We start from the raw sequence: 25298 nt of genomic DNA on the forward strand, positions 1-25298 counted from the left end.
TTTTGTCCGCCTTGGCCGGGCTGTACCCGACCTGATCGCCCAGTGTTCCCGGGCCTGGTTACGCAGACGTTACGCGAACTGCCGCCGGCCGTCCCCTCGTGTCCCGCCCGGCGAGCGCGGGCCCCGGCCGTGCCACCCGCCCCGGCCGCCGTGACGGCCGGGCTCCTGCCGCCGCGGCCTCGCGGGCGCCCGTCGCGGCAGGTGGCGGCAATCTCGTCCGAGGGTGCGGATTGTCGCGCGGAGGCTGGGGCAAGATGAAGGCATGCCCACCCTGCGTCTCGCCCTGTCCCAGGTCAACCCGAGCGTCGGCGACCTCGCCGGAAACGCCGACCTGGTCCGCAGCTGGACTCGCCAGGCCGCCGATGCCGGTGCCCAGCTGGTGCTCTTTCCGGAGATGATGCTGACCGGGTACCCGGTCGAGGATCTGGTCTTCCGGCGTTCCTTCGTGGCCGCGTCCCGGGCCGCCGTGGAGCGGCTGGCCGCGGACCTGGCCGCCGATGGTCTCGGCGAGTTGCCGGTGGTGGTCGGCTACCTGGACGCCGACGGCCCGCCGCAGGTCAGCGGGGACGCTGAGCCGGGCCGGGGTGCCCGCAACGCCGCCGCGCTGCTGCACCAGGGCGTGGTGGCCGCCCGCTACTTCAAGCACCACCTGCCCAACTACGGGGTCTTCGACGAGGACCGGTACTTCGTCTCCGGTGACGAACTGACGGTGGTGCGGATCGGCGGCGTGGACGTCGCGCTGACCATCTGCGAGGACCTGTGGCAGGCCGGCGGTCCGTTCGCCGCCGCCCGGAGGGCCGGCGTCGGCCTGGTCGTCAACATCAACGGCTCGCCGTACGAGCTGAACAAGGACGACATCCGGCTGCCGCTGGTCCGCCGCCGGGCCGCCGAGGCGGGCGCCGCCATCGCGTACGTCAACATGGTCGGCGGCCAGGACGAACTGGTCTTCGAGGGCGACTCGATGATCGTGACCGCCGACGGTGAGCTGCTCAGCCGGGCCCCGCAGTTCGTCGAGCACCTGCTGGTGCACGACGTCGAGCTGCCGGCCGCCGCCACCCCGCCGACCACCGAGACGGTGGCCGACGGCATGCGGATCGTGCACAGCACGCTGGACGGCGTTCCGCCCACGCCGTCCGGCCCGGCCGCCACCGGCGGGCTGATCGAGCCGGTGGCCGACGAGGCCGAGGTGTGGCAGGCGCTGGTGTTGGGCCTGCGCGACTACGTCAACAAGAACCGGTTCCCGTCGGTGGTGCTCGGTCTCTCCGGCGGCATCGACTCGGCGGTGGTGGCCGCGCTCGCCGTCGACGCGCTCGGTCCGGACCGGGTGGTCGGGGTGTCGCTGCCCAGCCAGCACTCCTCGGAGCACTCCCGGGAGGACGCCGCCGACCTGGCCAAGCGCACCGGCCTGGACTACCGCGTCGAGCCGATCCAGCCGATGGTCGACGGCTTCCTGGCCAACCTGTCGCTGTCCGGCGTGGCAGTGGAGAACCTGCAGGCCCGGGTCCGTGGCGTGATCCTGATGGCGCTGTCGAACCAGGAGGGCCACCTGGTGCTGACCACCGGCAACAAGAGTGAGCTGGCGGTCGGCTACTCCACCCTGTACGGCGACTCGGTGGGCGGCTTCAACCCGGTCAAGGACGTCTGGAAGACGCTGATCTGGCGGCTCGCGAAGTGGCGTAACAGGGACGCGGCCCGGCGCGGTGAGACCGCCCCGATTCCGGAGAACTCGATCGGCAAGCCGCCGAGCGCCGAGCTGAGCCCGGGCCAGCTCGACAGCGACAGCCTGCCCGACTACGACGTCCTGGACCCGATCCTGATCGGCTACGTCGACGGCGACCTCGGCCGCGACGGGCTGGTCGAGTCGGGTCACGACCCGGCGATCGTGGACAAGGTGCTGCGGCTGGTGGATACCGCCGAGTACAAGCGACGGCAGTCGGCGCCGGGCACGAAGATCTCCATGAAGGCGTTCGGTCGGGACCGCCGTCTGCCGATCACCAACCGGTGGCGCGAGCACGGCTGAGCCGTACCCATGGGGGTGCCGGGCCGGTGGCACGGCCCGGCGCCCGACCTCGCGGCGCGGTTTCGGGTGGCCTCGCAGGGCGGCCCGGCGCTGGTGGAGTGACATCTTGCACTGGGCCCTGCCGTCAGCCCGTCTCGCGGTGCGACGATCGCGACGGAACCCGGGGACCGCGCAGGCGGCCTCGAGGAAGGGAGACAGAGATGGTGGAGTCCACTCCGCACGAGGTGACCGCGTTGTACGGCGGCCCGGCCACCCGGCGGGTCCGCACCCGCGACCTGATGGCCGCCAAGGAGCGCGGCGAGCGCTGGCCGATGCTCACCTCGTACGACCAGTACACGGCCTCGATCTTCGACCAGGCCGGTGTGCCGGTGCTGCTGGTCGGCGACTCGGCCGCGAACAACGTGTTCGGCTACGAGACCACCCTGCCGATCACCGCCGACGAGCTGCTTCCGCTGGTCCGGGCGGTGGTGCGGGCGACCCGGCAGGCGCTGGTCGTCGGTGACCTGCCGTTCGGCTCGTACGAGGAGGGCCCGGCCCAGGCGCTGCGGACCGCCGTCCGGTTCATGAAGGAGGGTGGCTGTCACGCGGTGAAGCTGGAGGGTGGCCGCCGCAACGCCGCGCAGATCGCCGCGATCGTCGGCGCCGGCATTCCGGTGATGGCGCACATCGGTTTCACGCCGCAGAGCGAACACACACTGGGCGGCTACCGCGTGCAGGGTCGCGGCGACGCCGCCGACGAGGTGCTGGCCGACGCACGGGCGGTGGCCGAGGCGGGCGCGTTCGCTGTGGTGCTGGAGATGGTGCCCGGCGAGGTGGCCAAGCGGATCACCCACGAACTGTCGATCCCCACTGTGGGCATCGGCGCGGGCCCGGACACCGACGCGCAGGTGCTGGTCTGGCAGGACATGGCGGGGCTGCGAACCGGCAAGGCTCCCCGCTTCGTCAAGCGGTACGCGGATCTGGCCGGCGCTCTCACCGACGCCACCCGCCGTTTCGCCGACGAGGTCCGCGGCGGCGAGTTCCCGGCCGCCGAACACACCTTCTAATACCGAGTACGGCCTGATCCACTCGGGTTTGCCACAGTCGCGGTGTCCCGGGCAACCGGGACACCGCGACGTCATGGAACCGGAGTGGATCAGGCCGCTCGGGTCAGAGGTCGGTGACGCGGATGCCGGCGTGCGCCTTGTAGCGCTTGTTGATGGCGATCAGGTTCGCGGTGAACGCCTCGATCTGGTGCGCGTTGCGCAACCGGCCGGCGTAGATGCCCCGCATCCCGGGGATCCGGGCGGCGAGCGCGCCGACGATGTCGACCAGCTCACGGTCCTCGGTGCAGATCAGCACGTCCAGGTCGATCCGGTCGACCTCGGGGTCGGCCAGCAGCGGAGCGCTGACGTGGTTGAACGCCGCGCAGACCCGGGAGTCGGGCAGCAACGCGGCGGCCTGCTGCACGGCGCTGCCCTCGGCGACGGTCAGCGCGTACGGGCCCTGCTTGTCGAAGCCGAGCGGGTTGACGCAGTCGACGACGATCCGACCGGCGAGCGGCTCGGCGAGGGCGGCGACGGTGGCGGCGTGCCCGTCCCACGGCACCGCGATGATCACCACGTCGCTGCGTCGGGCCACCTCGTCGTTGGCCGCGCCGGTGACGCTGCCACCGGCCGGCACCCCGGGCAGGGCGGCGATCTCGGCGGCGGACTCGGCGGCCCGCTCAGCCGACCGGGACCCGATCAGCACCGTCTGGCCGGCCCGCGCGAACCGGTAGGCGAGGCCCCGCCCCTGGTCGCCGGTGCCGCCGATGATGCCGACCGTCAGCCCGGACACGTCGGGCAGCGTGCTCGCGTCGTATGCCATGGCCTCATCCTCGCAAACCACTCGGTAGGTCAGCAGCGCCGAGCGCTGTGAGAATCCCCGCTGCCGTCACCGACCACGCCGGCGAGAGCTGCGGCGAGGACCGGCGGCCCGGTCAGGCCAGCTCGAACAGGACGGTCCGGGCCGCCGGGTCGGCGGTGACCAGACGGACCCGGACCCGTTCGCCGAGCGGCAGTTGGCCGAGGCAGCGGGCGCGTACCGGCGGGGCGTCCAGCGCGACGGTGCCGCCGGGCGGTCGGGGCCGGGACTTGCCGTTGGGCGGGGCGTCGACGTCGAGGACGGCCGCGTCGAAGGTCTCGCCCACCCGATGCTCCAGCACCGCCGCCTCGGCCAACTCGACGGCGCCACGAGCGGCCGCCGAGGCGGTCCGGTCGGTGCTCGCCATCACCTCGGGCAGCCGGGGCAGCGCGGCGCGGGCCCAGTCGGGCACCGGCTGGCCCGTGTGCAGAGCCAGGCAGACCTCGGTGGCGTACCGGTCGGCCAGCCGCCGCAGCGGGGCCGTCACGTGCGCGTACGCGGCCGCCACGCCGCCATGTTCCGGCTGCTCCGGCAGCTCCCCGTCGAAGGCGGTGTACGCGGCACCGCGCATCAGCTCGGCCGCCTGGTCGATGAACGCGGCGGCGCGTGGCTGGGCGGCGTCCAGACCGGCGATGACCTGCCCCGGGCCCACGTCGTCCGGCCAGTGCACGCCCAGTGGCGCGGCGGCGGCCCGCAGCCGCTGCACCGCCTCCGGCTTGGGCGCCGGCATCGTCCGCAGCAGGCCCACCCGCCCGGCCAGCATGATGTCGGCGGCGGCCATGCCGGTCAGCAGGGAGATCTGCGCGTTGTGCTCTTCCATGGGCACCGGCGCGCGCAGCACCAACCGCCAGCCGTCACCGTCGGGCTCCAGATCCTGCTCGGGCAGCGGCAGGTTGATGGCGCCCCGGCGCAGCCCACGGGCGGTCAGTCGGTCGCCGATCTCCGGCAGCAGCGCAATCGGGTCGGGTAGCCGCCCGGCCCCGGCTGCCGCCTGCACGCCTGTGTAGTCGAGCTTGGCGCGGCTGCGGACGAGGGCGCGTTCCAGCTCGACGGCCACGGTGCCGCCGTCGGCGTCCAGGTCGATGGTCCAGACCACAGCGGCCCGGTCGTCGTCGGGCAGCAGGCTGGCAGCACCCTCGCTGAGGGTGCGCGGGTGCAGCGGCACGTTGCCGTCGGGCAGGTAGATGGTCTGCCCCCGCCGCCAGGTCTCCGCCTCCAACGCGTCACCGGGGGTGACGTGCGCGGCGACGTCGGCGATCGCGTACCGCACGCGGTAGCCCCCACCCGGGCGGCGGGTGAGGTGCATCGCCTGGTCCAGGTCCCGCGAGGTGGCGGGGTCGAGAGTGACGAACTGTATGTCGGTGCGGTCGACGGGCGGCTGCGGCGGTGCCGCAGCCGCCTCGTCGGCTTCACGCTGGGCGTCGGCCGGGAACTCCTCGGACAGGCCGAGCTCGCGGCGCAACGCGCCGAAGTCGATGCGGGGCGCGAGTACGCGTCGGATGACCACGGGTCAATCCTGACAGCGTCACGGGTGATCCGCTTCCGGTGACCGGCCGGAAATCCGCCCGGTGCGGGGATGGTCCGCGCTCAGCCGGTCGCTTTCCGGGCGGCGCTGCGGGCCCCCCTGGGGGCGGTGGCTCGGGCGGCGACCGGGCGGGCGGGTGACTTGCGGGCTGTCACCTTGCGGGCCGGCGCCTTGGCCGCGACGGTCTTCTTCGCCGGGGCCTTCTTCGCCGCCGCCTTGCGGGCGGTGGTCGACGAGGTGCCCGTCGCCTTCGCGGCCGGGGCCTTCTTGGCCGGGGCCTTGCGCGCACCGCCGCTGGGGCGGGTGGACGCTGTCTTCTTCGCCGGCGCCTTCTTGGCGGTCGTCTTCTTCGCCGTTGTCTTCTTGGCGGCGGACGCCTTGGTCGCCACCTTCCGCGCCGGAGCCTTCGCCGCGGTGGTGGTCTTGCGCGTCGATGCCTTCGCCGCGGTGGTGGTCTTGCGCGCCGGGGCCTTCGCCGCGGTGGTGGTCTTGCGCGCCGGGGCCTTCGCCGCGGTAGTGGTCTTCTTCGCCGCGCTGGCGGTGGTCTTCTTCGCCGCGCTCACCGTCTTCTTCGCCGTACCCGTTGTCTTCTTCGCGGCGGCGGTGGTCTTGCGCGCCGTGGACGCCGGGGCCCGCTTGGCGGTGGCGGTCGTCTTGCGGGTGGCGGTCGAGGTCTTCGCGGGGGCCTTCTTGGCCGCGGCGGTGGTCTTGGTCGTGGCCTTCTTCGCGGGGGCCTTCGTGGCCGCCGTGGTGGTCTTCCTGGCCGGGGCGCGGCCCGCCCCGCCGGCGGCCTTGCGGGCCGGTGCCTTCGCGGCTGCCGTGGTGGACTTGCGCACGGGGGTGGTCCGGCTCGCCGCCGTGTTCCGCTCCGCCGCGGCGGTCTTCTTCGCGGTGGTGCGTCGGGCGGCCGGGCGCTTGGTGGCCTGCTGTGCTTCGGCCATCGTGGTTCCCTCCTCGGGGGCGTGCTCTCGCGTGCGTCCTCGCGGAGCACGAAATACCTCGGCGCGAGCCGTCCCGCGCCGCCTATCTGTCCTCCCCGGCCCAACGAGCGTCCTCGGCATCCCACGCCTCGTTCCGCTCCTGCACGCGTTGCAGGGCGTTCTCCGCGTCGGCCGCCGAGTCGTACGGGCCGAGAACATGTTTCGCCGGACACACGTTGGCGTCCGTCTCGACCCGGTGATGCCGGGTGCACCAGTAGAACTGCCCACCACGTTCGCTGTCGCTCATGGGAATCACTGTGCACCGCGAACCGGCCGGCCGCCACCGGATCGCACAAGTCGCCGACGATCTCCACAGTAGATATGCATTCCCCGCTGCGGGCCGAAACCGCAAAGAAAGCCCAGCTCGGGAGTTTTTCCGAACACTCCGACAATTGACCGGGCCAGTGACCGGGATCGATGATGAGAGGCGGTCATCCTCCGTCCACCCTGGGCGGGGCCACCGGAGACGGAGCCCTGCGATGCCACGTACCCGCCGCCTGCCCGCCATGATCCTGGCCCTCGTTCTGCCACTGCTCGTGCTCGTCGGTGCGGCACCAGCTGCCGCCGCCGCCCCCACCCTCAAGATCAAGTCGGTGACCCTGGTCGCCAAGGGCGCCGGTGTGCGCCTGGACTTCGTGGTGACCTGCGACGAGGGCTCCTACGCGGACCTGCGCGGCACGATCACCCAGGCCGCCGGGAACCGCATCGCCAACGGTTCCGTGCCGGAGTGGCGCCTCTGGGACTGCACCGGGCAGTCGCAACCACTGTCCGTGCTGATCCCGGCCGACGTCGCCGGCGCCCCGTTCCACACCGGCGAGGCACTGCTGCTGATGGTGGTCTACGCCTGCCCGGGTGCGAACTGCGAAGAGGTCCGCGCCGAACAGGTGGTGCGGATCGTCCGCTGACCCGCGTGACCGCTGTCCGGCGGGTCGCGCGGCCTATGATCATCGGATGGCGACACCGGACTACATCGTGGGGTTGCGCAAGCACGTCGGTCACGACCTGCTCTGGCTGCCGAGCGTCAGCGCGGTGGTCCGCAACGACGCCGGGGAACTGTTGCTCGGCCAGCGCGCCGACGACGGGCGCTGGTCGGTCATCAGCGGTTTCGTCGAGCCCGGCGAGCAGCCGGCCACCGCACTGGTCCGCGAGGTGCGCGAGGAGACGGGCCTGGACGTCGCCCCGGTACGGATGTCCAGCGCCGTGTCGCACCCGCACACGTACCCGAACGGGGACCGCTGCGAGTACCTGAACCTGGGGTTCCTGTGCCGGCTGGTGGCCGGCACTGCCCGGGTCAACGACGACGAGTCGCTGGCCGTGCGGTGGTTCCCGCTGGACCGGCTGCCCGAGCTGGACAAGCACGCCCTGCTGGTCATCGCGTACGCGCTGCGGGAGAACCAGCTGACCGGTTACCTGGAGCCGGGTACGACCTGGGACGACGTACCCGACTGAGGTTCACACCGGGGTCGGCGCGAGGGCGACGGGGGCGGCGGGCGCCGACCGGGCCGCCCGGATGCTGTACGCGAGCGCGTACGGCATGCAGGCCAGGTAGAGCATGGGTTCCGTCCGCACCTCGTTGGTGACGATGTGGAAGATCTCCCATGAGATGGTGGGCCGGGGCAGGCTGATGTTCCATTCCGTCCAGGTGGCGAGGAGCCACAGCGGTGAGGAGATCCAGTCGACGCCGCCCAATGGCGTCGGACTGCTGACCGGGCCGGCGCGACCGCCCGCCGCGACGACGTCGACGACAGCGAGAATCACCGCGAGGTCGGCGGCGGCGAGTGCGCCGAGGACGCCCACCCACCAGGCTGCGCGGAGTCGATTCCGGCCTGCGAGGCTTGCCGCGGCCCAGAGGGCCAGCGTCAGGCCGGCCAACCAGAGCAGCAGCCCGGGTACGAAGGTGACCAGGTCGTCCGGGGAGATGGCTGACAGGAACACGACAGCGGTCACGCCGACGGGAAGCACCACGCCGAGCGCGATGCGTAGCGGGCCGTCGAGTGCTGTGTGCCGGGCCCAGCGCGCGGCGAACACCGCCAGCAGCACCGCCAGCCCGACGGTGAGCGCCGTCCAGATCGGCTTCTGCAACCGCTCGTACCAGTCCTGGGTCACCATGCGCTCGATCGGCATGAGGGCGTACGCACTGACGAGCACGATCCCGACACAGGCGAGCGGGGACAGCAGGAGTGCGGCGGCGGTGCGGCCGACCCGACCGCGCATCAGGCGGCGGTCGACGATCGGGGCACCGGCACGACTGACGGCCAGGCTGACCGCGAAGCCCAGCATCCTCGTCCGGTGACCGCTCTCGGCGAGCACGTGCAGCTCGGCGGTCCACTCGCGGCGCAGGTCGTCGCGAACCTCGGCGGGCCAGCGGCGCGCGGCCAACTCCAACAGCAGTTCGGCGGCCCGGCGGGTCACCACGCCGGCGCCCCGGTGGGCTCGGTGCCACCCCACGATGGACGACTGTCGGGGATCGCGGCCCGCAGGTCGGCGAGCGCCTGGCGGGCCCGCGTCACTCCTTCGGCGGTGAGGCGGTAGTAGCGGCGGGCCGGCCGGCCGGCCGCGACGGGGTCGATCGTCTCCCAGTCGGCGGCCAGCCAGCCGGCCCCCTGCAACCGGTGCAGCACCGGGTAGAGGGTGCCGCTGGGCAGGCCGGTCAATCGCATCAGGTCGAGCCCGTAGCGCTGCTCGTCGGGCTCGGCGAGCAGCGCCGCGAGCACCTTCGCGACCGGAATGGTCATCCGCATCCGACTACTGTATCGGAACTCTACATAGGGGTGGGTACCCGTTCGACGGGAATCCACAGCTCGGCGTCCGCCTGGGTGCCGTCCGCCGACACCCGGACCCGGGAGATCTCCGGTCCAGGTCGGCTGCGGTACGGGTTGGACGGAAACCACTGGGTGAACACGTCACGCCACAGGTACTGCACCGCCTGCGGAAACGCACCAGATGTGCTGAACACCGCCCACGACCCGGCCTGCACCGGCAGCGCGTCCAGGTCCTCCGGCGGCGCGGCGCTGGTCACCACCCCGTGCCAGTAGTCCAGCTCGGTGCCCTCCTGCCGGCTGTCGGCGAGGTTGTCACTGACGTTGACGATCCCCTTCGGCTCCTGATCGGAGAGCGCCTCGATCCGCTCGGTCGTCTCCTTGTCGATGCTCCGGATGAACGCGACGATCGCCGGGTTCATCCCCTCGTGCACCAGCGGGACCCTGGCCTTGCGCCCCACCAGCGCGAACGCGTCCTTGTCGACGATCCGGTACTCCATGCTGCCGCTCCCTTCGACTGTGAGTCGGAAGGACATCCGGGGCTGGGCGCGCAACGCTGCCCCCGTACGCCGGGCTTCTCCGGGCCCCACGCCGTGCACGGCGTGGAACGCCCGGGCGAACGCCTCAGCCGAGCCGTAGCCGTAGCGCACCGCGACGTCGAGCAGCGTCCTCTCCCCCGCCAGCACGTCGGCACCGGCGACGGTGAGCCGACGCCGACGGATGTACTCCGACAGCGGCATCCCGGCCAGTGCGGAGAACAGCCGCCGGAAGTGGTACTCCGACGTCAGCGCGATCCGCGCCAGCTCGGCGACCTCGATCTTCTGGTCGAGGTGGCGCTCGATGTACGCCATGGCCTCGTTGAGCCGATCCAGCACCCGGGCCTCCTTCCCTTTCGAGTACCGACGCTAGGTCGCGGGACCGGCAGCCCACCCGACATCCGATGCCCGCATCGGTCGGGTACGGCAGCACCGGTCGTCGTGTCGTAGCCTGGCGGACTTTGCTTCCCGAGGAGGTTGACGTGGCCGAGTATCCGCAGGACGTCGTGCAGCGCTTCCACGCAGCTCTTCCGCGACTGGCTGCGCGCGCATCCGCACGACCGGGAGCGGTACGCCGCGACCAAGCGCCGCCTCGCGCGGGACACGGCGCACCGACCCCGCGACTACAGCCTGGCGAAGAACGACGTCATCGACGAGATCTACGCACGCATCTTCGCCGCCGGATGACCTCGGGTCGCCGACGGCGACCAGCCGGGTTCGTCAGGAGCAGTCGAAGCGGTAGTCGAACGGCCTGGTGGGGCAGGTCGTACAGACGAACAGGTAGATGCCGCCGACGTCGCCCAGCATGAGCCCGGTGGGGTTCTGGATCGTCGACCACGGGTGATCGTCGGTGGTGGCCGTCTCCCAACCGGCCATCGCCGGACGATCCTCTACTGGAATCCATCTCTTCTCGTCACCTCGGCTGAACTCCCAGCTGGCGACCGTCAGCAGATGGTCCATGGACGAGCCGCACCCGCAGACCGGCCAGTGCGGAGACTGCGTCCAGCCGGGGTAACCGCCGACCTTGATCCCCGATGCGACCGCCAGATCGCTTTCGTACCTCCAACCGGTCTCCTGCGCCACCCGCTTCATCGTGTCCTCGATCTGCGGCCAGACGGCACGCGGGAGGTCCCAGGATGGGTACTCGGTGATCCGCTCCGGGTCGAGCACACAGGGGTGGGGGACGTGCGATGGATCTGACTCCACATCCGGCGCGGGCATTTCCTGAAGTCTGGCGCCGACGTCGGCGCGGCGACGCCACCGCAGTTCGGGGCGAGGTGACGTCCACGGCTCATGCTCGAATGGGCACCACAACACCTGTAGGACGTCCGCGCCGGCCGGGAACGGCACCTCGGGCACGTCCTCGGCCAGCAACTGGACCACGGGCACCAGCGGCGCCGCCGGTTCACCCGGAGTGTCGAGGTAGTGGTCGCCGGGCTCCGGTCCGTCGCACACCGGCCAGGCTTCGTCGGCCGGCCACAGCAGCGGGCCGCCCACCGAACTCTGCTCCGCTGTCGGCGCACCCGGGCGGGGATGCAACCGAACGGTCGTCCGCGCAAACGGGGCGACCGCCGGAAAGACCTGTGGCACGTCGATGGGGCTGGAAGGGGTGGTGTGCACGCCGCCGATCGTAGGAGGCGGCAAATCACAGTGCTCGGCGCGGTGGCTGCTGCATGATCCAGGTGGGCACGGGCTCTGCCAGGGAGCCCACCACCTCCCAGCCGGCGCGGCGGTACAGCTCGATGTTGCCCGGGTTGCTGGTCTCCAGGATCGCCGGCAGTCCGTCGGCGGCGGCACGCTCCAGCCCGGCCCGCATGACGGCACGGCCCCAACCGCGTCCGGCGCTCTCCGGGTGGGTGCCCAGGACGCCGAGATACCAGAACGGGAACGTCGGCAGCGCGGCGTGCACGGTCTCGTTGTAGCTCTCGACGCGGGCCAGCACGTCGGCGGGGTATCGCGCCTCGTCGGGCGATCCGTGCCCGGGAGCCGGCGGGTCAGCCGGCTGCCCTGCCGGTGGCTCCCAGATGGCGACCGACGCGCCGCCACCGATCGTCCAGATCGAGGACAGCTGCACCCGCTTGTCGAAGAGGTGCCCGAAGAAGGTGGCGGCGTACCGCGGGTAGGTCTCCTCGTCCGGGAAGAGAGACCGCAGCACGGGATCCTTGACGAACGCGGCGACCAGAGTTTCGACAACCGCGGCGCGGTCCGTGGGGGTGGCAATGGTGATCTCGGGCGCTGTCACAACAGTCGACGATATCTCGTGCCAGCGTCTTGACCCTGACACGGTGGCAGGACAAAGACTTGCCGCATGGACATCGAGGACTACCGGCAGCACTCCCCGTACAGCGACCCCGGTCGGCATGCCGCGCTGCTCGACGCGGTGCCTGCCGACATCGCAACCGTGGCGGCGACGGCCCGCAACGTGATCGTCCACTACCGCGCTGGCGGCGTCGAGTTGCCCACCGACCGGCTGGAGGAGGTCAACTGCCGCTGGGTGGACCGCATCCTCGACACCGACCAGTCCCGATTCCCGCTGCCCCTGGCCGCCGAGCGTCCGGCCGTCGATCGGGTGGCCGGCTGCTGCCGGGACCACACGCTGCTCTCGGTGGCGGTGCTCCGTCAGCACGGCATCCCCAGCCGCAGCCGGGTCGGCTTCGCCTCCTACTTCACCCCCGGCTGGCACCACGATCACGTGCTGATGGAGTACTGGAACGGCGACCGCTGGGTCTGGGCCGACCCGGAGCTCGACCCCGCCGGCGACTGGCGGTTCGACGGCTACGACATCGACCCGACGGCAGGGCTCTTCGACTCGGCAGCGCGGGTGTGGTCGGCGTACCGGGCCGGGACGATCGACCCCGACGTCTACGGCGTGGCCCCCGACGTGCCGGTCCACGGCGCCTGGTTCATCTACGACTACGTCCTGCACGAGCTGGCCCATCGGCAGAAGGACGAATTGCTGCTGTGGGACAGCTTCGGCGCGATGACCGATGACCTCACCAACGCCGACCTCACGCTCGCCGACGAGATCGCCGCCCTGCTGCTCGAAGCCGACGACGGCGACGAGGCCGCGGAGAAGGCGCTCGCCGACCGGTACGCGACCGACAGCCGCCTGCGTCCCGGCGCTCAGGTGAAGAGCTTTTCACCCGTTTCCGACACGGTGAACACTGTCGATCTGCGTGTCAGCCGAAGGTGAAGGCGTAGGCCTGGGCGCCGGGCTCGCCGAACGTGATCTCCAGGGTCCGCTCCCGGACCGCGCCGTCCTGGCGGACGAGCTGGTAGAGGCGGCCGTCCTGAAGCACGCCGTTGCCGTCCTCGTCGACGTCGACGCCGCGTGACGGGCCGGGGGCCGCGCCGTCGAGCGATATGCGGAACGGGATCGACTGTCCGGCCCCGGGGGCCAGCACGAGATGCGCGTCGCGGGCGTGGAACCGGAAGGCGATGCCGCCGCCGGCCTGGTCGAGCACGACGTTCTCCGACCCGATCGTCCACTCCCCCGCCAACGCCCACTGGTTGAGGTCGAGGCTCGCCGGCACCTGGTAGGCGCGGCGTTCGTCGAGCGCCGGGCCGTTCGGCGACGCGAAGTGTTCGCCCCGGCTGAACCCGAGGTACGTCTCGGGCGTGCGCAGGTTGGCCCAGTCGGCCTCCGCCTCCGGCCCGAGACCCTTGACGGGTACCGGGTTCCGCTCGATGCCGAGCAGTTGCCGGAGCGCCCGTTCGGACTGTTCGTAGCGTCCCTCGCCGAAGTGCTCGTCGCGGATCACGCCGCCGGTGTCGACGAAGTAGAGCGCCGGCCAGTAGTGGTTGTCGAACGCACTCCAGATCGCGTAGTCGTTGTCGACCGCCACCGGGTAGTCGATCGATCGGGCCGCCACCGCCTGCCGCACCCAGTCGACGTCGTGCTCGAACCCGAACTCCGGGGTGTGCACCCCGACGACGACCAGCCCGTCGTCCCGGTAGGCCTGCGACCAGGCACGCACGTACGGCTCCTGACGCAGCCAGTTGATGCAGGTCAGCGTCCAGAAGTTGACCAGGACGACGCGCCCACCCAGGTCGGCGGGGCCGAGTGGCTCGGAGTTGAGCCACTCGGCCGCCCCGTTGAGCGGGGGCACGTGCACGGCCATCTAGCGCAGCGACCGGAACGCGGTACGAAGCTCTTCGGAGAAGATCTTCGGCTGTTCCCAGGCCGCGAAGTGCCCGCCCACGTCGAGCTTGTTGTAGTAGATGAGGTTGGAGTACGCCTGCTCGGCCCAACTCTGCGGCGCCTCGTACAGCTCGTCGGGGAAAACGCTCACGGCGACCGGGACGTTCACGCCCTTGGCGGCGAAGAACGACAGTTTGTTCTCCGCGTACAGACGGGACGCGGAGATCGCGGTGTTCGTCAACCAGTAGAGCGAGATGTTGTCCAGGATGTCGTCGCGGGTGAGGCCCGCCTTGGCGCCGTCGAAGACCTGAGCGATCAGCGCCAGACTCTTCGCGTCGTGGTCGAGCAGGAATGCCGCCAGGCCGACCGGGGAATCCGCCAACCCGGTCAGTGTCTGCGGACGTGTCGCCATCATGAGGGCGTACGCGACGTGCTTCCAAACGTAGTTGGCTTCCTCGGCGGCACGCATTTCGTCGTCGGAGAGGCCGGATGGCAGCGAGCCCATGGCGTTGTTCGCGCCGGTGGTGTCGCCCTGGAACAACAGGTCGATCTCGGGTGGGATCGCACCGGGCATGTTGGTGTGAATGCCGAGCAGTTCCGGAGGCGCCTGGAGGCCCATCTGGTCGACGATGACCGCGCCCCAGTCGCCGCCCTGCGCGACGAACCGGTTGTAGCCGAGACGCTTCATCAGCTCGGTCCAGGCGGTTGCGATCTTCTGCGGGTTCCACCCCGGCTCGGTCGGCTTGCCGGAGAAACCGTGGCCGGGCAGCGACGGGATCACCAGGTGGAAGGCGTCCGACGGGCTCCCGCCGTGCGCCGTCGGGTCGGTGAGCGGCTCGATGATCTTCATCTGCTCGATCACCGACCCGGGCCACCCGTGGGTGACGATGAGCGGCAGCGCGTCCTCGTGCTTCGAGCGCACATGGATGAAGTGGATGTCCACCCCGTCGATGGTGGTCATGAACTGCGGTACGGAGTTCATGCGCGCCTCGACCTTGCGCCAGTCGTACTCCTTCTCCCAATAGCGGGCGACGGCCTGAATGGTCGCGAGTGGCACGCCCTGCGACTGGTCGTCCACCGTTTCCTTGTCCGGCCAGCGGGTGGCCTTGATGCGCCTCTTCAGGTCATCGAGGTCGGCCTGAGGAATGTCGACCGAGAACGGCCGAATCTCCGTGGTGCCCGGACGAGTCTTGGTTTTGACAGCCATGCGTGTTTCCTCTCCGTCTAGGTTTGCGCCTCGCGAGGAGAAATCATGGGGTGAAGGCACTGCCCGGACTTATGTGCCACGGATTGGGCACGCCGCCGCCATATCTCGGAGCCTAGAACGCGGTGCCGGTTGCCCGTGGCGATACGAGCAGCCCTCTCATGTGTCATGGCCAGGGGCGGCGACGGCGTGTTCGGCGGCGCGGCTGACCTGCTCCCAACCCGCCCAGGTGTCCATCCGCCGTCGGGCGATGTCGAACGCCAGGTCGTACACCATGCTGCCGAGCAGGAGCCGCAGCGGCGGGTCGTCGCTGTCGACCAGTCGCAGCAGCGCCTCGGCGGCCAGCCGGGGTTCGCTGTCGATGGAACCTTCCGCCCACTGCCGCTCCAACTCGGCGCGCAGTGGTGCGTACGCGTCCAGCGGTGTGGTGGCGCGCACGCTGGTGTAGAGGTCGGTCCAGTATCCGCCCGGCTGCACCATGCTGACAGTGATGTCGAAGGCCGCCGCCTCCATTGCCAGGGCCTCACTCATGCCCTCCAGGGCGAACTTGCTCGCGCTGTACAGGCCGGTGCTCGGGAAGCCGCCGAGCGCGGCGATGCTGGAGACCTGCACGATGTGGCCGGAGCGTTGCGCGCGCAGGTGCGGCAGCACGGCCTGGCTGACCCAGAGCGCGCCGAAGAGGTTGACCTCGAACTGGGCGCGCGCCTCGGCCTCGGTGAACTCCTCGATCATGCCCATGGACAGGGTGCCGGCGTTGTTGACGACGATGTCGAGCCGGCCGAAGTGCTCGACGGCGGTGTCCACGGCGGCGATGACCGCCGCCCGGTCGGTCACGTCGAGGGTCAGGGCCAGCAGCCGGTCGGCGTACTTCTCGTCGAAGTCGGCCTGGGCGATGGTCCGGGCGGCGGCGACCACCCGGTCGCCCCGGTCGAGTGCGGCGTCGGCGAAGGCGCGGCCCAGGCCGCGGCTGGCACCGGTGATGAACCAGGTACGCATGTACTTCTCCTCATTTCAAGACGAGACGGTCCGTCTCGCGATGGACCGAGACTAGGCTCGCGACACCGCCGCCGTCAAGACGAGACGGTTCGTCTCGTAAACTGGTATCGTTCGGCCCATGACCCCCAACACGGCCCGCCGGAGAGAGACCTCCCGACGCGCCATCCTCACCGCGGCCTTCGACCTGCTTCAGGAAACGGGGTACGCGAAGCTCAGCATCGAGGGCATCGCCACGCGGGCCGGCGTCGGCAAACAGACCATCTACCGCTGGTGGCCGTCGAAGGGCGCTGTCATCTTCGACGCCTTCCTCATGCTCAGCGAGGCCACCGAGGGTGGGCCGCCCACGCTGCCGGACACCGGCGACCTGGCGGCGGACCTGACAGTGGTGCTGCGCGCCACTGTCGAGGAGATGAACGACCCCCGGTACGAGCAGCCGATGCGCGCGCTGGCCACCGAGATCGCGCACGACCCCGAGCTGGCCGCGGCGTACGCCGAACGGTTGGACGGGCCGTTGAAGGAGGCCAAACGCGAGCGCCTGCGCAGCGCCCAGCGGGCCGGCCAGATCGCCGATGACGTCGACCTCGGCGTGGCGGTGGACATGATCTGGGGGCCCGTGCTCAACCGCTGGCTGCAACGCAGCGGGCCGCTCACCGCCGAGTACGCCGACCTCGTCGTCGCCACCGCCCTCAACGGACTGCGCCCCCGCCGATCCAGCGAGTGACAATCGCTGGGACGGCTTTGCGCTGCCGCAGCGTGGTGCGGCAACATCAGGCGCCGTGACGGCACCAGGCGCGGCCCCCGACAACGACATCCCGGCGAGCAACGACGGCACGCCCCGGACGGGTCGACGGGTCAGACACTGGTTGGCGGGCGCCGGAGTCACCGCCCTGGCCGCCGTCCTCGGCATCACCCTCGCCGTACGCGGCGGTTCCACCCCGGCCTGCGCCGCGCCTCCCACCGGCAACACCGTCCACAAGGGAAAGGCCAGCTTCTACGACGCGGGCCGCTCGGGTGGCAACTGCTCGTTCCCGGGCCCGCCGGCGGACCGGCTCTACGTGGCCCTCGGCGCATCCCAGTACTCCGGATCGGCGGCCTGCGGCAGCTATCTGGAGGTGAGCGGCCCGAAGGGCAAGGTCCGGGTCATGGTCATGGACCAGTGCGGTGGCTGCGGACCCAGCAAGATCGACCTCTCCACCGAGGCGTTCACCAAGATCGCCGACCGGTCGCAGGGCATCGCCCCCGTCACGTACCGGGCGGTCGTGAACCCACCGCTCGACGGAGGGCTCACCTTCCGGATCAAAGGCGGCGCCTCGAAATACTGGTTCGCGGTGCAGGTCGGCAACCACGGCAACCCACTGCGCTCGGTCGAGGCGAAGGGACCGGCGGGCGGTTTCCGCAAGGCCGCCCGGCAGAGCGACAACCACTGGACCATCGAGGGCGGGCTCGGCCCCGGGCCTTACAGCATCAGGGTCACCGACGTGTACGGACGCCAGGCGACCGCCACCGGCATCCGCCTGGTCACGAAGCAGGTGCAACGCAGCACGGCCATCCTCGCCAGCGCCTCCCCCACACCCAGCAGCTCACCCGCGGCCCCGCCGACCCCCAGCGCTGCGCCCTCGCCGACCGCGACCGAATCGGCCGCACCGACGGCGACAGTCGAAGCGCTCGCCGGCGCCGCCCCGTTGGACGCCCCTCGCTGCTGACCGAGCCGCAGCGGCGACGAGCGGTAACCGTCGGCAGCGACCACGGGCACAATGCACGAGTGGATGGCTGGATCGAAGAGCTGTGGCTGGTCGCGATTGTCGAGGACGTACCCGACGACGAGGTCAGACGCTGGTGGAACAGAAAGGAAACTGAGTTCTTGGACGGCCTTGCGGAGTCTGCACCTGCCCGGAAGACTTCCACCCCGACGCCACGGCACCCTACGTCTTGCCGCTGCTCGACGCTGACCTACGGTCGGCATTGCTTGCGGCGTTCTCCCCGCAAGCTGACGATCACCCGCTGATGGAGGCTGCCCCGCTCAGTGGACTGACCGGATTTCTCGACAAGCACGAGGGTGCGCGGTTGACGACACATTCGCGAACCGAGGGAGTACGCGTGTCGCTCCCGTTCAGGCCCAGTTGAGGCGGTGGCGCAGGAGGGATCGTTCGGCCGGGTTGGTGGCGAGGGCGAGGGCGCGTTCGTCGGCGGTCCGGGCCTGGGTGGCGTCGCCGAGGTCGCGGAGCAGTTCGGCTCGGGTGGCGTGGAACAGGTGGTAGTCGTTCAGTTCACCGGCCAGGGCGTCGACTTCGGTGAGCGCGAATGACGGTCCGCTGACGTAGCGCAGCGCGATCGCCCGGTGAAGCCGGGTGACCGGTGACGGTGCCAGGCGCAGCAGCAGGTCGTAGAGCACAGTGATCTGGGTCCAGTCGGTCTCCTCCCACCTGGTGGCCTCGGCATGGCAGGCGACGATGGCCGCTTGGAGCTGGTACGGGCCTGCTCTTCTCCGCGCTGCCGCCTGGGCGATCAGCCGGCCAGCGGCGGCGATGGCCCTGCGGTTCCAGAGAGATCGGTCTTGGTGCTGGAGCTGGACGATCTCATCGTCCCGGTCGAAGCGGGCACTGATTCGGGCTCGATGCAGCCGGATGAGCGCGAGCAGACCCGCGACCTCGGGTTCGGTGGGCATGAGCTGGTGCAGCAGGGCGGCGAGGAACTCGGCGTCGTCGGCCAGGTCGCGGGATTGGGCCTGGTCGCCGCCCGTGGACAGGTACCCCTCGTTGAAGAGGAGGTAGATCACCGCAAGGACCTCGGTGAGCCGGGGGCCGAGATCGTCCGCCGACGGGATCCGGTACGGGATGCCCGCGTCGTTGATCTTTCGTTTGGCGCGGGTGATGCGCTGCCCGACGGTGCTCTCCGGGACGAGGAACGCTCGGGCGATCTGCGCGGTGGTCAGACCGCAGACCACCCGCAACGTGAGGGCGACCTGGGCGGCCCGGGGCAGAGCCGGATGGCAGCAGGTGAAGATCAGCCGAAGTCGGTCGTCTGGTGGCGGCTCGGCCGGCCACGCCACCAACGCCAGCTTCCGTCGGTGACGCTGCTCGCGGCGGATCTGATCCAGACCGCGGCGACGGGCCACTGTGTACATCCACGCAGCTGGCCGGTCAGGGATCCCTTCGACCGGCCAGTGGGTCAGCGCAGCCTCGATGGCGTCCTGGACGAGGTCCTCGGCGGCGCTGAAATCACCGACCAGGTGCACCAGGGACGCGGCGAGTTGACCCGCGTGATCGCGGACCACGCGGGCCAGCTCAGCGTACGTCGGTTGGCTCATCCGGCGATGGGGCGAATCTCCACCACCGGGCAGGCTGGCCACGACTTGGCGATCCGCAGTGCCTCGTCAAGATTGGCCGCCTCGATTTCGGCGTAGCCACTGACGATCTCCTTGCCTTCCACGAACGGACCATCGGACACCAGCGGTTCAGCCCGGTCCAGCCGCACTGTGGTGGCGGTGTCCGGCGGCATCAGGTAGGCGTGATGGGTGATCTTGTCATGGTGGTCGGCGAACCACTGCTGCACGCGGGCGTAGGCCCGGTTCCGCTCGGGTTCATCCATGGCGGCCAGGTCGGCGGCGAACTGTGGCGTGTCGACGAACATGAGCACGTACTTCATAGTTCCTCCAATAGTGGTCCGCGGGGCGAGGCGGTGAGGCGCCTCCACCAACCAGACGACCAGCGAGGGTCCCAATCCGACAACCAGCCGAACCTGTTTCCGGGTACGTGTCAACGACCGTGGGCGACGCCGTGGTGGCCCGTCGTGTTGAAACGCTGGGACACCGAATCTGGGTTGCGTCAGGACAGGTAGCGGCGAAACATCGCCGTGTGGATGCTGTGGTGCAGTGGGTTCGCACATCGTGGACCAGGCGTTCGCGCGGCGGAGCCGAGGCGACCCGGCGTAACGCCGTACCGGTGTCGTTTGCCCTGCCCGCGCGGGCGGCGCCGCTCACCCAGGAGATCGAGATGGCGGAGGCCGATGGGTTCGAGCCTCGCGAGGGCCTGACCCGCCCGCCGCACCGGAGCGACATGCGTCTGCGGCCGGTGGACGGCCGGCTTCAGGTTGAACTGATCGCGGCGGCCTGGGGTATGCCGCGCCGTCACCGCCGGCCGCCCGCGGTGCGCCTCGCCGAGGGCGAATGGCTGCGCTGGCACATCAACTACCGCTTGGCCGGGATCAATGGCGGCGCCACGCTGTACCGCTTGGACACTCTCAACCTGGCGCACGGTGCGGTGCCGGTCGACACCTTCCTCGGCGAGCCGCCTCGGTTCATCGACGAGCGCGCGCACATCTGGTAGCTGCCACCGTCGCGCCTCGGCCCTCCGCACGCGGGCTCACCTACGCGTCTGAGGTGATGGTCGACGGGCGAGACGACCCGCTTTGCTGTTGCACCCCCTACTGCCGTTCCTGAGGCCCCAGGTCTGCGGCGAGTTCGGCCTGGTTGGTGATGCGTTGCCGCTCGTCCGGGTCGAGGTTCTCTTCCCAGGTCTTGAACCGGTGGTAGCGGTCGAGGAAATCTCCGCCGTAGGCGTCGGTTGCGCCGATCTGGCGCAGGTCGGTGTGGCCGGCGAGGATGTCACGGGCCATTTCCTGCAGGCCGTCGCCAGCGACCCCGTCGCGTAGCCGGGTGAGGCTGGCGTGCAGGAGCTTGGCGAGGCCCGGGTCTCCCTCGGTGAGGTCGAGAAACTGTTGCTCTGGTTGCGGTTCAGGTTGCGTCATTGGAGCACCGGGCTCGTGTAGGGCTGATCGGGCAGGGGGACCTTGGACAGGTCGCCACCCTGTTCAGCGAGGGTCTTGAGGAAGCTGAAGAAGCCCATGATCGCGGTGCCCGCGGCTTGGATCTTCAGCGCGGCATCGTTGACCTTCTTGACCAGTTCGATCACCTGCCAGGCGGCTACGCCGTAGCCGACGGCGGCACCGACGCCGGTCTCGATGAGCGCGGTGCCCACGGCGGCGCTGACGCCGATGATGATGGCCTTGTCGATCATCATCTTGATCAGACCGCCGATCATGTCGGCGAGGAGCCAGATGGCCCGCGCGGCTTCGTGGTACTTCTCCTTGATCTCGATGAGGACGAGGTTCTGCTGAACGAGTGCCTTCGTGAGCTGACGGAAGTAGACGAAGGCCGCGTCCGAGGCCTGGCCATCCCACTGCTGATCCATGTGGGAGGCGTTCAGGGTGAGGTTCTGACCGAGGGCCTGCAGGCTCTGACCGAGGTTGCCGTAGGCGTCGCCAGCCTTGTAGAAGCTCTCCCAGTCTCCGACGAGGGCGTTGCTGATGGTGCCGATGACGTCGTAGCCGGCACAGTCCTTGATGATCTGGTTGACCCAGTGCGAGATGGAGATCGCGTCCAGGACACCGATCGGGTTGGCGAAGCCCTTGGTCATTGTGGGATCGGGGTCGCTGGGCTCGACGAGGAACTCTGTGGGCTCTCTCATGGCGCGTTGCCACCCGTCGGCTGCCCGGTGGGCAGCTCGTAGCCGCTGCGATCGGTGCTCGGGTAGGTCGCATCCAGCTGCGCCGCGTTGCCGGTGTCGGTACGCCGGTAGTAGCTGGCGGTTTCCTGGAGCGCCTCGCGTGACTTGTCGAGCAGGTCCGTCAGGTGGGTAAGCCGCTTGTCCATCTCGTCGACGAGCTTCTGATGGGCGGGCCACGCTTCGTTGAGCAAGCCCTGCTCGTGCCAGGCCATGTCGGTGTGCTTGAGGATGTATTTCTTGGCGGTCTGCGCGTCGACGGTGGCTTCGTTGAGGTGCGTGGCGCCGCGCTCCAAGGCGCTGGGTTCGACGAAGAAGCTCACAGGCGATCCCCGATCACTCCGGTCACCACGAGCAGAATCGCGGCAGCGAGCAACGCGAGGGCCATGAGCCGACCGCGCCGTTTCGACTCGGCATTGGTGCTGGCTCGATAGACACCCAGACCGGCCACGGCAGCCGCCCCGAGGGGTACCGCCACCGACATGAAGCGGAAGAACGACCAGGCGCTGAAGGTCCCGTCGTCGTCTCCCACGATCGCCAGCTGGTAGACCAGGAAACCCAGGCCGACCACGCAGAAGAAGAAGAGCACCATCGACACCAGCGCGACGCTCTTTCGGAAGTCATGCCACTGATCCAGCTTCTCCGGCGTCGCCGTCGCCGGATCCGTCTGCCCCGTTTCACCCACGACCGCACCATCCCACAGTCCGACCACGCACCGCGACCCCGTCCTTACCCCGCCGCGACAGGTTCTCGTCGCTGATGCGGCGGCGCCTGCCGGACGAGTGCGATCGCTGCTGGCGAAAGAGAGAAGTGACACCCTGCGAGGCCCGTTGACATGCGTTTCAGTCCAGTGACAGCGTTGTCATCGACTCATTTCCTCCATATGAGACGAGGAGCGCATCTTGCTCTATCGGAACTCACAGCGCCGCCGCGCGACGGCAGCCGCCGCGGTCGGCATCCTCATCACGGGGCTGGCGCTCGCCCCGTCCGCGCCGGCCCAGGCCAGCCGCCACCGGGCGCAAGACGGAGCCGTACGGTCGGGTGACGCACGTTTCGAAGTGCTGTCCCCGACCCTGATCCGCACCGAGTACCAGAAGGACGGCAGGTTCACCGACGCCGCGACGTTCAACGCCGTCGGGCGCGACGACTTCCCCCGTACGCGTTTCACCAAGCGCGTCGATCACGGCTGGCTCACCATCGACACCGGCGCGATGACGTTGCGGTACCGGGTCGGCTCGGGCGCGTTCACCGCCGACAACCTCACCGTGCAGCTCACGGCCGGCAAGCAGGTCGTGCAGGGCCAACCGTGGGCCGGCCACACCGCCCCGGCCTGCGCGTTCGGCGCGCTCTGCGAGGCCGAATCGCTGCAGTTGAACGGCCCTGGCGTGGCCACCGACCACCAGGGGTTCACCGGACGCGGCTTCGCTGCCGGTTTCGCCTCGTCCGGCGACTCGGTCACGTTCGCGCTCGACGCTCCGGACGGCGGCGCGAAGCAGCTCAGCGTCCGCTACGCCAACAGCACCGGCGGCGACGGCCAGAACGTGGACCGCACCCTGACGGTGCAGGTCGACGGCGACACCGGCCGCACGCTGACGCTGCCACCCACCGCGAACTGGGACACCTGGGGCCTGGCCAGCGTGCCCGTCGACCTCACTGCGGGCCGGCACGAGATCAGCGTCGTACGGGGTCCCAACGACTCCGGCAACGTGAACGTCGACAGCCTCGCGGTGGTCAACCCGGGTGATTCGTTCCCGGCACCGACTCCGCCCCAGCCGCAGCCCCTACGGTTCGGCACGCTGGGCGAGGCCGAGACCGGCGCGCTGACCGGCGGCGCAAGGCCCGCGAACGACCACAACGGCGCTTCCGGTACGGGATTCCTGGCCGGTCTGGAGAGCACCACCTCGGCCGTCGCGCTCACCGTGACGGATGTTCCGTCCGCCGGTGACTACCGGGTGCAGATCCGGTACGCCAACGGCCAGGCCGGCGCCCAGCCGAGCCAGGCGCGCACGATGTCGGTCACCGCGGGAACGGCTGCGCCGGTCACGGCGACCCTTCCGCCGACCAGCGGGTGGGACTACTGGAACACCGTTTCCGTCCCGGTCCACCTCGACCGCGGCACCAACACGGTGACGCTGGGCTGCCCCACGGACGCCAGTTGCAACGTCAACGTGGACACGGTCGCCGTCACGAGCAAGGGCTCCCCGCTGCTCGCCCCGCACGCGCCGCTCGGCGGCTACCGCCGGGGCCTGGACGGCGTGACCGGTTCCGCCCTCACCGCTCCGGGCTTGCTCTACCAGGACGGCTGGTACCTGCTCGACGACTCGGCCTCGGCCCTGAGCACCACCAAGCCCCGGTCCGCCGCCGAGCAGGACGGTTACGTCTTCGCGTACGGGCAGGACTTCACCCGTGGCCTGAAGGACCTGTCGACCCTGACCGGGCCCACGAAGCTGCTGCCGAAGTGGGCGTACGGGGTGTGGTACTCCGAGTACTACGACCGCACCGCCACCGAGTTCCAGAACCTGGTGACCCGGGCCAAGGCCGAGGGTGTGCCGCTGGACGTGCTCGTCCTCGACACCGACGTCAAGGCGCCGGACAAGTGGAACGGCTGGAGCATCGACCCCACCCGGATCCCCGACCCGAAGGCGTTCTTCGACTGGGCCAAGAAGCAGGGCCTGCACACCGGCATCAACATCCACCCGAGCATCCTCGGCTCGGACCCGAAGTTCGCGCAGGCGCAGGCCACCGCGAAGGGCAAGCTCCAGCGCGTCGGCTGCAACGGCGGTCCCGACTGCTACGCGTTCGACTTCGGCGACCCGGACCAGCTCACTGCGTACATGCAGCTGCACGACGGGATGATCCCGAAGGGCAGCAAGGGCCCGGACCTCTGGTGGCTGGACTGGTGCTGCGACAACACGAAGTCCTCGCTCGCCGGGGTGACCGCCGACGCGTGGATCAACAAGCAGTACGCCGACAAGACCGGCTTCGCGTTCTCCCGGGCGTACGGCTCGTTGCAGGCCGGCGGCTACAGCAGCCCCACCCCCGTGTCGACCGGGCCGTGGGCCGACAAGCGCACCACGCTGCACTTCACCGGCGACACCACCTCCGACTGGCAGACCCTCCGGATGGAGGTCGGCTACACGCCGGGCGAGTCGGCTGCGACCGGGCTGGCCGCGGTCAGCCACGACATCGGCGGACACACCGGCGGCCTCCAGGAGCCGGGCACCGAACCGGGCAGCACGAAGCTGCCCGACGACCTCTACGCCCGGTGGGTCCAGTTCGGCACGTTCCAGCCCATCGACCGGCTGCACTCCAACCACAGCGACCGGCTGCCCTGGCAGTACGGCCCGGAGGCGAACGCGTCGGCCAAGAAGTTCCTGAACCTGCGGGAGAAGCTGCTGCCGTACACCTACGCCGCCGCCAAGGAAGCCACCCGTACGGGTACGCCCATCGTCCGCTCGATGTACCTGGCGTACCCGAATGAGCAGACCGCCTACGCCACCGCCGGTTCGCAGTACCTCTACGGGCCGGACTACCTGGTGGCACCCGTGACGACGCCTGGCACCACCGCCACCACCTCGGTGTGGTTCCCGCCGGGCAACAGCTGGACCGACATCTTCACCGGGAAGACGTACCGGGGCGGCACCACGCAGAACATCACCACCACGCTGGACACCATGCCGGTGTTCAAGAAGCACTAAAGCCTGTTTGCAGGGATCCGGACACCGGCCGGGTGGGGCAACCCACCCGGCCGG

General features: G+C 70.1%; 28 protein-coding genes. 10 read left to right on the top strand and 18 right to left on the bottom strand.

What is annotated here, in order from left to right; genetic code table 11:
• Nucleotides 1-262: 262 nt before the first annotated feature.
• Both IW249_RS00900 and panB read left to right on the top strand, forming a co-directional pair.
• Nucleotides 263-2020, top strand: coding sequence for an NAD+ synthase (locus IW249_RS00900; RefSeq protein ID WP_196919022.1), 1758 nt, complete (start codon nucleotides 263-265; stop codon nucleotides 2018-2020).
• 200 nt (nucleotides 2021-2220) lie between these two features.
• Nucleotides 2221-3066 (top strand): 3-methyl-2-oxobutanoate hydroxymethyltransferase, encoded by an 846-nt coding sequence (gene panB, locus IW249_RS00905; protein WP_196919023.1) that lies wholly within the window; start codon nucleotides 2221-2223, stop codon nucleotides 3064-3066.
• Nucleotides 3067-3169: 103 nt separating this feature from the next.
• On the opposite strand, the gene npdG is transcribed toward panB, so the two are convergent.
• From npdG to IW249_RS00925, 4 genes are all read right to left on the bottom strand, one after another.
• Nucleotides 3170-3868, bottom strand: a complete 699-nt coding sequence (npdG, locus tag IW249_RS00910; RefSeq protein ID WP_091409546.1) for an NADPH-dependent F420 reductase — start codon at nucleotides 3866-3868, stop codon at nucleotides 3170-3172.
• A gap of 112 nt (nucleotides 3869-3980) precedes the next feature.
• Nucleotides 3981-5411, bottom strand: coding sequence for an RNB domain-containing ribonuclease (locus IW249_RS00915; RefSeq protein WP_196919024.1), 1431 nt, complete (start codon nucleotides 5409-5411; stop codon nucleotides 3981-3983).
• Nucleotides 5412-5491: 80 nt separating this feature from the next.
• Entirely contained in the window at nucleotides 5492-6370 is an 879-nt protein-coding gene (locus IW249_RS00920; protein WP_231392367.1) for a histone, read from the bottom strand.
• Nucleotides 6371-6452: 82 nt separating this feature from the next.
• Entirely contained in the window at nucleotides 6453-6656 is a 204-nt protein-coding gene (locus tag IW249_RS00925; RefSeq protein ID WP_196919025.1) for a hypothetical protein, read from the bottom strand.
• Nucleotides 6657-6888: 232 nt separating this feature from the next.
• Here IW249_RS00925 and IW249_RS00930 point away from each other — a divergent pair, with 232 nt between their 5' ends.
• Both IW249_RS00930 and IW249_RS00935 read left to right on the top strand, forming a co-directional pair.
• A complete protein-coding gene (locus IW249_RS00930; protein WP_196919026.1) occupies nucleotides 6889-7314 on the top strand; it encodes a hypothetical protein in 426 nt (141 codons plus the stop codon).
• A 46-nt stretch (nucleotides 7315-7360) separates the two neighbouring features.
• Complete coding sequence (locus IW249_RS00935) at nucleotides 7361-7858, top strand: NUDIX hydrolase (RefSeq protein ID WP_196919027.1); 498 nt, start codon at nucleotides 7361-7363, stop codon at nucleotides 7856-7858.
• A gap of 3 nt (nucleotides 7859-7861) precedes the next feature.
• On the opposite strand, the gene IW249_RS00940 is transcribed toward IW249_RS00935, so the two are convergent.
• From IW249_RS00940 to IW249_RS00950, 3 genes are read right to left on the bottom strand one after another with little or no spacing between them, the layout of a single operon-like run.
• Nucleotides 7862-8857 carry a hypothetical protein gene (locus IW249_RS00940; RefSeq protein WP_307788481.1) on the bottom strand — a complete coding sequence of 332 codons (996 nt, stop codon included), beginning with the start codon at nucleotides 8855-8857 and terminating at the stop codon, nucleotides 7862-7864.
• Nucleotides 8818-9150: a PadR family transcriptional regulator gene (locus IW249_RS00945; protein ID WP_196919028.1), complete on the bottom strand. Its 333-nt coding sequence runs from the start codon at nucleotides 9148-9150 to the stop codon at nucleotides 8818-8820. Before IW249_RS00945 ends, IW249_RS00940 begins: the two co-directional genes overlap by 40 nt.
• A 20-nt stretch (nucleotides 9151-9170) precedes the next feature.
• Nucleotides 9171-10043, bottom strand: coding sequence for an AraC family transcriptional regulator (locus IW249_RS00950; RefSeq protein WP_196919029.1), 873 nt, complete (start codon nucleotides 10041-10043; stop codon nucleotides 9171-9173).
• Between the two features lie 138 nt (nucleotides 10044-10181).
• On the opposite strand from IW249_RS00950, the gene IW249_RS00955 reads away from it, so the two are divergent.
• Complete coding sequence (locus tag IW249_RS00955) at nucleotides 10182-10391, top strand: GrpB family protein (RefSeq protein WP_196919030.1); 210 nt, start codon at nucleotides 10182-10184, stop codon at nucleotides 10389-10391.
• 33 nt (nucleotides 10392-10424) lie between these two features.
• Here IW249_RS00955 and IW249_RS00960 read toward each other — a convergent pair whose 3' ends face one another.
• Nucleotides 10425-11324, bottom strand: a complete 900-nt coding sequence (locus IW249_RS00960; protein ID WP_196919031.1) for a hypothetical protein — start codon at nucleotides 11322-11324, stop codon at nucleotides 10425-10427.
• Nucleotides 11325-11349: 25 nt separating this feature from the next.
• Nucleotides 11350-11946, bottom strand: a complete 597-nt coding sequence (locus IW249_RS00965; RefSeq protein ID WP_196919032.1) for a GNAT family N-acetyltransferase — start codon at nucleotides 11944-11946, stop codon at nucleotides 11350-11352.
• A gap of 66 nt (nucleotides 11947-12012) precedes the next feature.
• Between IW249_RS00965 and IW249_RS00970 the strand changes: the two genes are divergently transcribed.
• The gene (locus tag IW249_RS00970; RefSeq protein WP_196919033.1) at nucleotides 12013-12897 is read left to right on the top strand and encodes a transglutaminase-like domain-containing protein; all 885 of its coding nucleotides are present in this window, start codon (nucleotides 12013-12015) and stop codon (nucleotides 12895-12897) included.
• Here the strand turns inward: IW249_RS00970 and IW249_RS00975 are convergent.
• The 3 genes from IW249_RS00975 to IW249_RS00985 form a co-directional block, all read right to left on the bottom strand.
• Nucleotides 12884-13825, bottom strand: coding sequence for a redoxin domain-containing protein (locus tag IW249_RS00975; RefSeq protein ID WP_196919034.1), 942 nt, complete (start codon nucleotides 13823-13825; stop codon nucleotides 12884-12886). The two genes, IW249_RS00970 and IW249_RS00975, sit on opposite strands and share 14 nt — an antisense overlap.
• Complete coding sequence (locus tag IW249_RS00980) at nucleotides 13826-15052, bottom strand: epoxide hydrolase family protein (protein WP_196919035.1); 1227 nt, start codon at nucleotides 15050-15052, stop codon at nucleotides 13826-13828.
• A gap of 156 nt (nucleotides 15053-15208) precedes the next feature.
• Nucleotides 15209-16045, bottom strand: coding sequence for an SDR family oxidoreductase (locus IW249_RS00985; protein ID WP_196919036.1), 837 nt, complete (start codon nucleotides 16043-16045; stop codon nucleotides 15209-15211).
• 118 nt (nucleotides 16046-16163) lie between these two features.
• On the opposite strand from IW249_RS00985, the gene IW249_RS00990 reads away from it, so the two are divergent.
• Nucleotides 16164-16766, top strand: a complete 603-nt coding sequence (locus IW249_RS00990; RefSeq protein WP_196919037.1) for a TetR/AcrR family transcriptional regulator — start codon at nucleotides 16164-16166, stop codon at nucleotides 16764-16766.
• A gap of 55 nt (nucleotides 16767-16821) precedes the next feature.
• Nucleotides 16822-17748: an expansin EXLX1 family cellulose-binding protein gene (locus IW249_RS00995; protein ID WP_196919038.1), complete on the top strand. Its 927-nt coding sequence runs from the start codon at nucleotides 16822-16824 to the stop codon at nucleotides 17746-17748.
• 407 nt (nucleotides 17749-18155) lie between these two features.
• Here IW249_RS00995 and IW249_RS01000 read toward each other — a convergent pair whose 3' ends face one another.
• The gene (locus IW249_RS01000; protein ID WP_196919039.1) at nucleotides 18156-19352 is read right to left on the bottom strand and encodes an RNA polymerase sigma factor; all 1197 of its coding nucleotides are present in this window, start codon (nucleotides 19350-19352) and stop codon (nucleotides 18156-18158) included.
• Nucleotides 19349-19675, bottom strand: coding sequence for a YciI family protein (locus IW249_RS01005; protein WP_231392368.1), 327 nt, complete (start codon nucleotides 19673-19675; stop codon nucleotides 19349-19351). Before IW249_RS01005 ends, IW249_RS01000 begins: the two co-directional genes overlap by 4 nt.
• Before the next feature lie 311 nt (nucleotides 19676-19986).
• Between IW249_RS01005 and IW249_RS01010 the strand changes: the two genes are divergently transcribed.
• The gene (locus IW249_RS01010) at nucleotides 19987-20370 is read left to right on the top strand and encodes a hypothetical protein (protein WP_307788482.1); all 384 of its coding nucleotides are present in this window, start codon (nucleotides 19987-19989) and stop codon (nucleotides 20368-20370) included.
• A gap of 97 nt (nucleotides 20371-20467) precedes the next feature.
• Here IW249_RS01010 and IW249_RS01015 read toward each other — a convergent pair whose 3' ends face one another.
• Genes IW249_RS01015 through IW249_RS01030 form a run of 4 tightly spaced genes read right to left on the bottom strand, consistent with a single transcriptional unit; the run spans nucleotide 20468 to nucleotide 22231 of the window.
• Nucleotides 20468-20791, bottom strand: a complete 324-nt coding sequence (locus IW249_RS01015; RefSeq protein ID WP_196919042.1) for a hypothetical protein — start codon at nucleotides 20789-20791, stop codon at nucleotides 20468-20470.
• The gene (locus IW249_RS01020) at nucleotides 20788-21510 is read right to left on the bottom strand and encodes a WXG100 family type VII secretion target (RefSeq protein WP_196919044.1); all 723 of its coding nucleotides are present in this window, start codon (nucleotides 21508-21510) and stop codon (nucleotides 20788-20790) included. The genes IW249_RS01015 and IW249_RS01020 overlap by 4 nt, the downstream gene beginning before the upstream one ends.
• Complete coding sequence (locus IW249_RS01025) at nucleotides 21507-21869, bottom strand: type VII secretion target (protein WP_196919046.1); 363 nt, start codon at nucleotides 21867-21869, stop codon at nucleotides 21507-21509. Before IW249_RS01025 ends, IW249_RS01020 begins: the two co-directional genes overlap by 4 nt.
• Nucleotides 21866-22231, bottom strand: coding sequence for a hypothetical protein (locus tag IW249_RS01030; RefSeq protein ID WP_307788483.1), 366 nt, complete (start codon nucleotides 22229-22231; stop codon nucleotides 21866-21868). Before IW249_RS01030 ends, IW249_RS01025 begins: the two co-directional genes overlap by 4 nt.
• A 217-nt stretch (nucleotides 22232-22448) precedes the next feature.
• Here IW249_RS01030 and IW249_RS01035 point away from each other — a divergent pair, with 217 nt between their 5' ends.
• A complete protein-coding gene (locus IW249_RS01035) occupies nucleotides 22449-25244 on the top strand; it encodes a TIM-barrel domain-containing protein (RefSeq protein ID WP_196919047.1) in 2796 nt (931 codons plus the stop codon).
• Nucleotides 25245-25298 lie beyond the last annotated feature (54 nt).

The sequence above is a fragment of the Micromonospora vinacea genome (assembly GCF_015751785.1).
Lineage (GTDB): Bacteria > Actinomycetota > Actinomycetes > Mycobacteriales > Micromonosporaceae > Micromonospora > Micromonospora vinacea.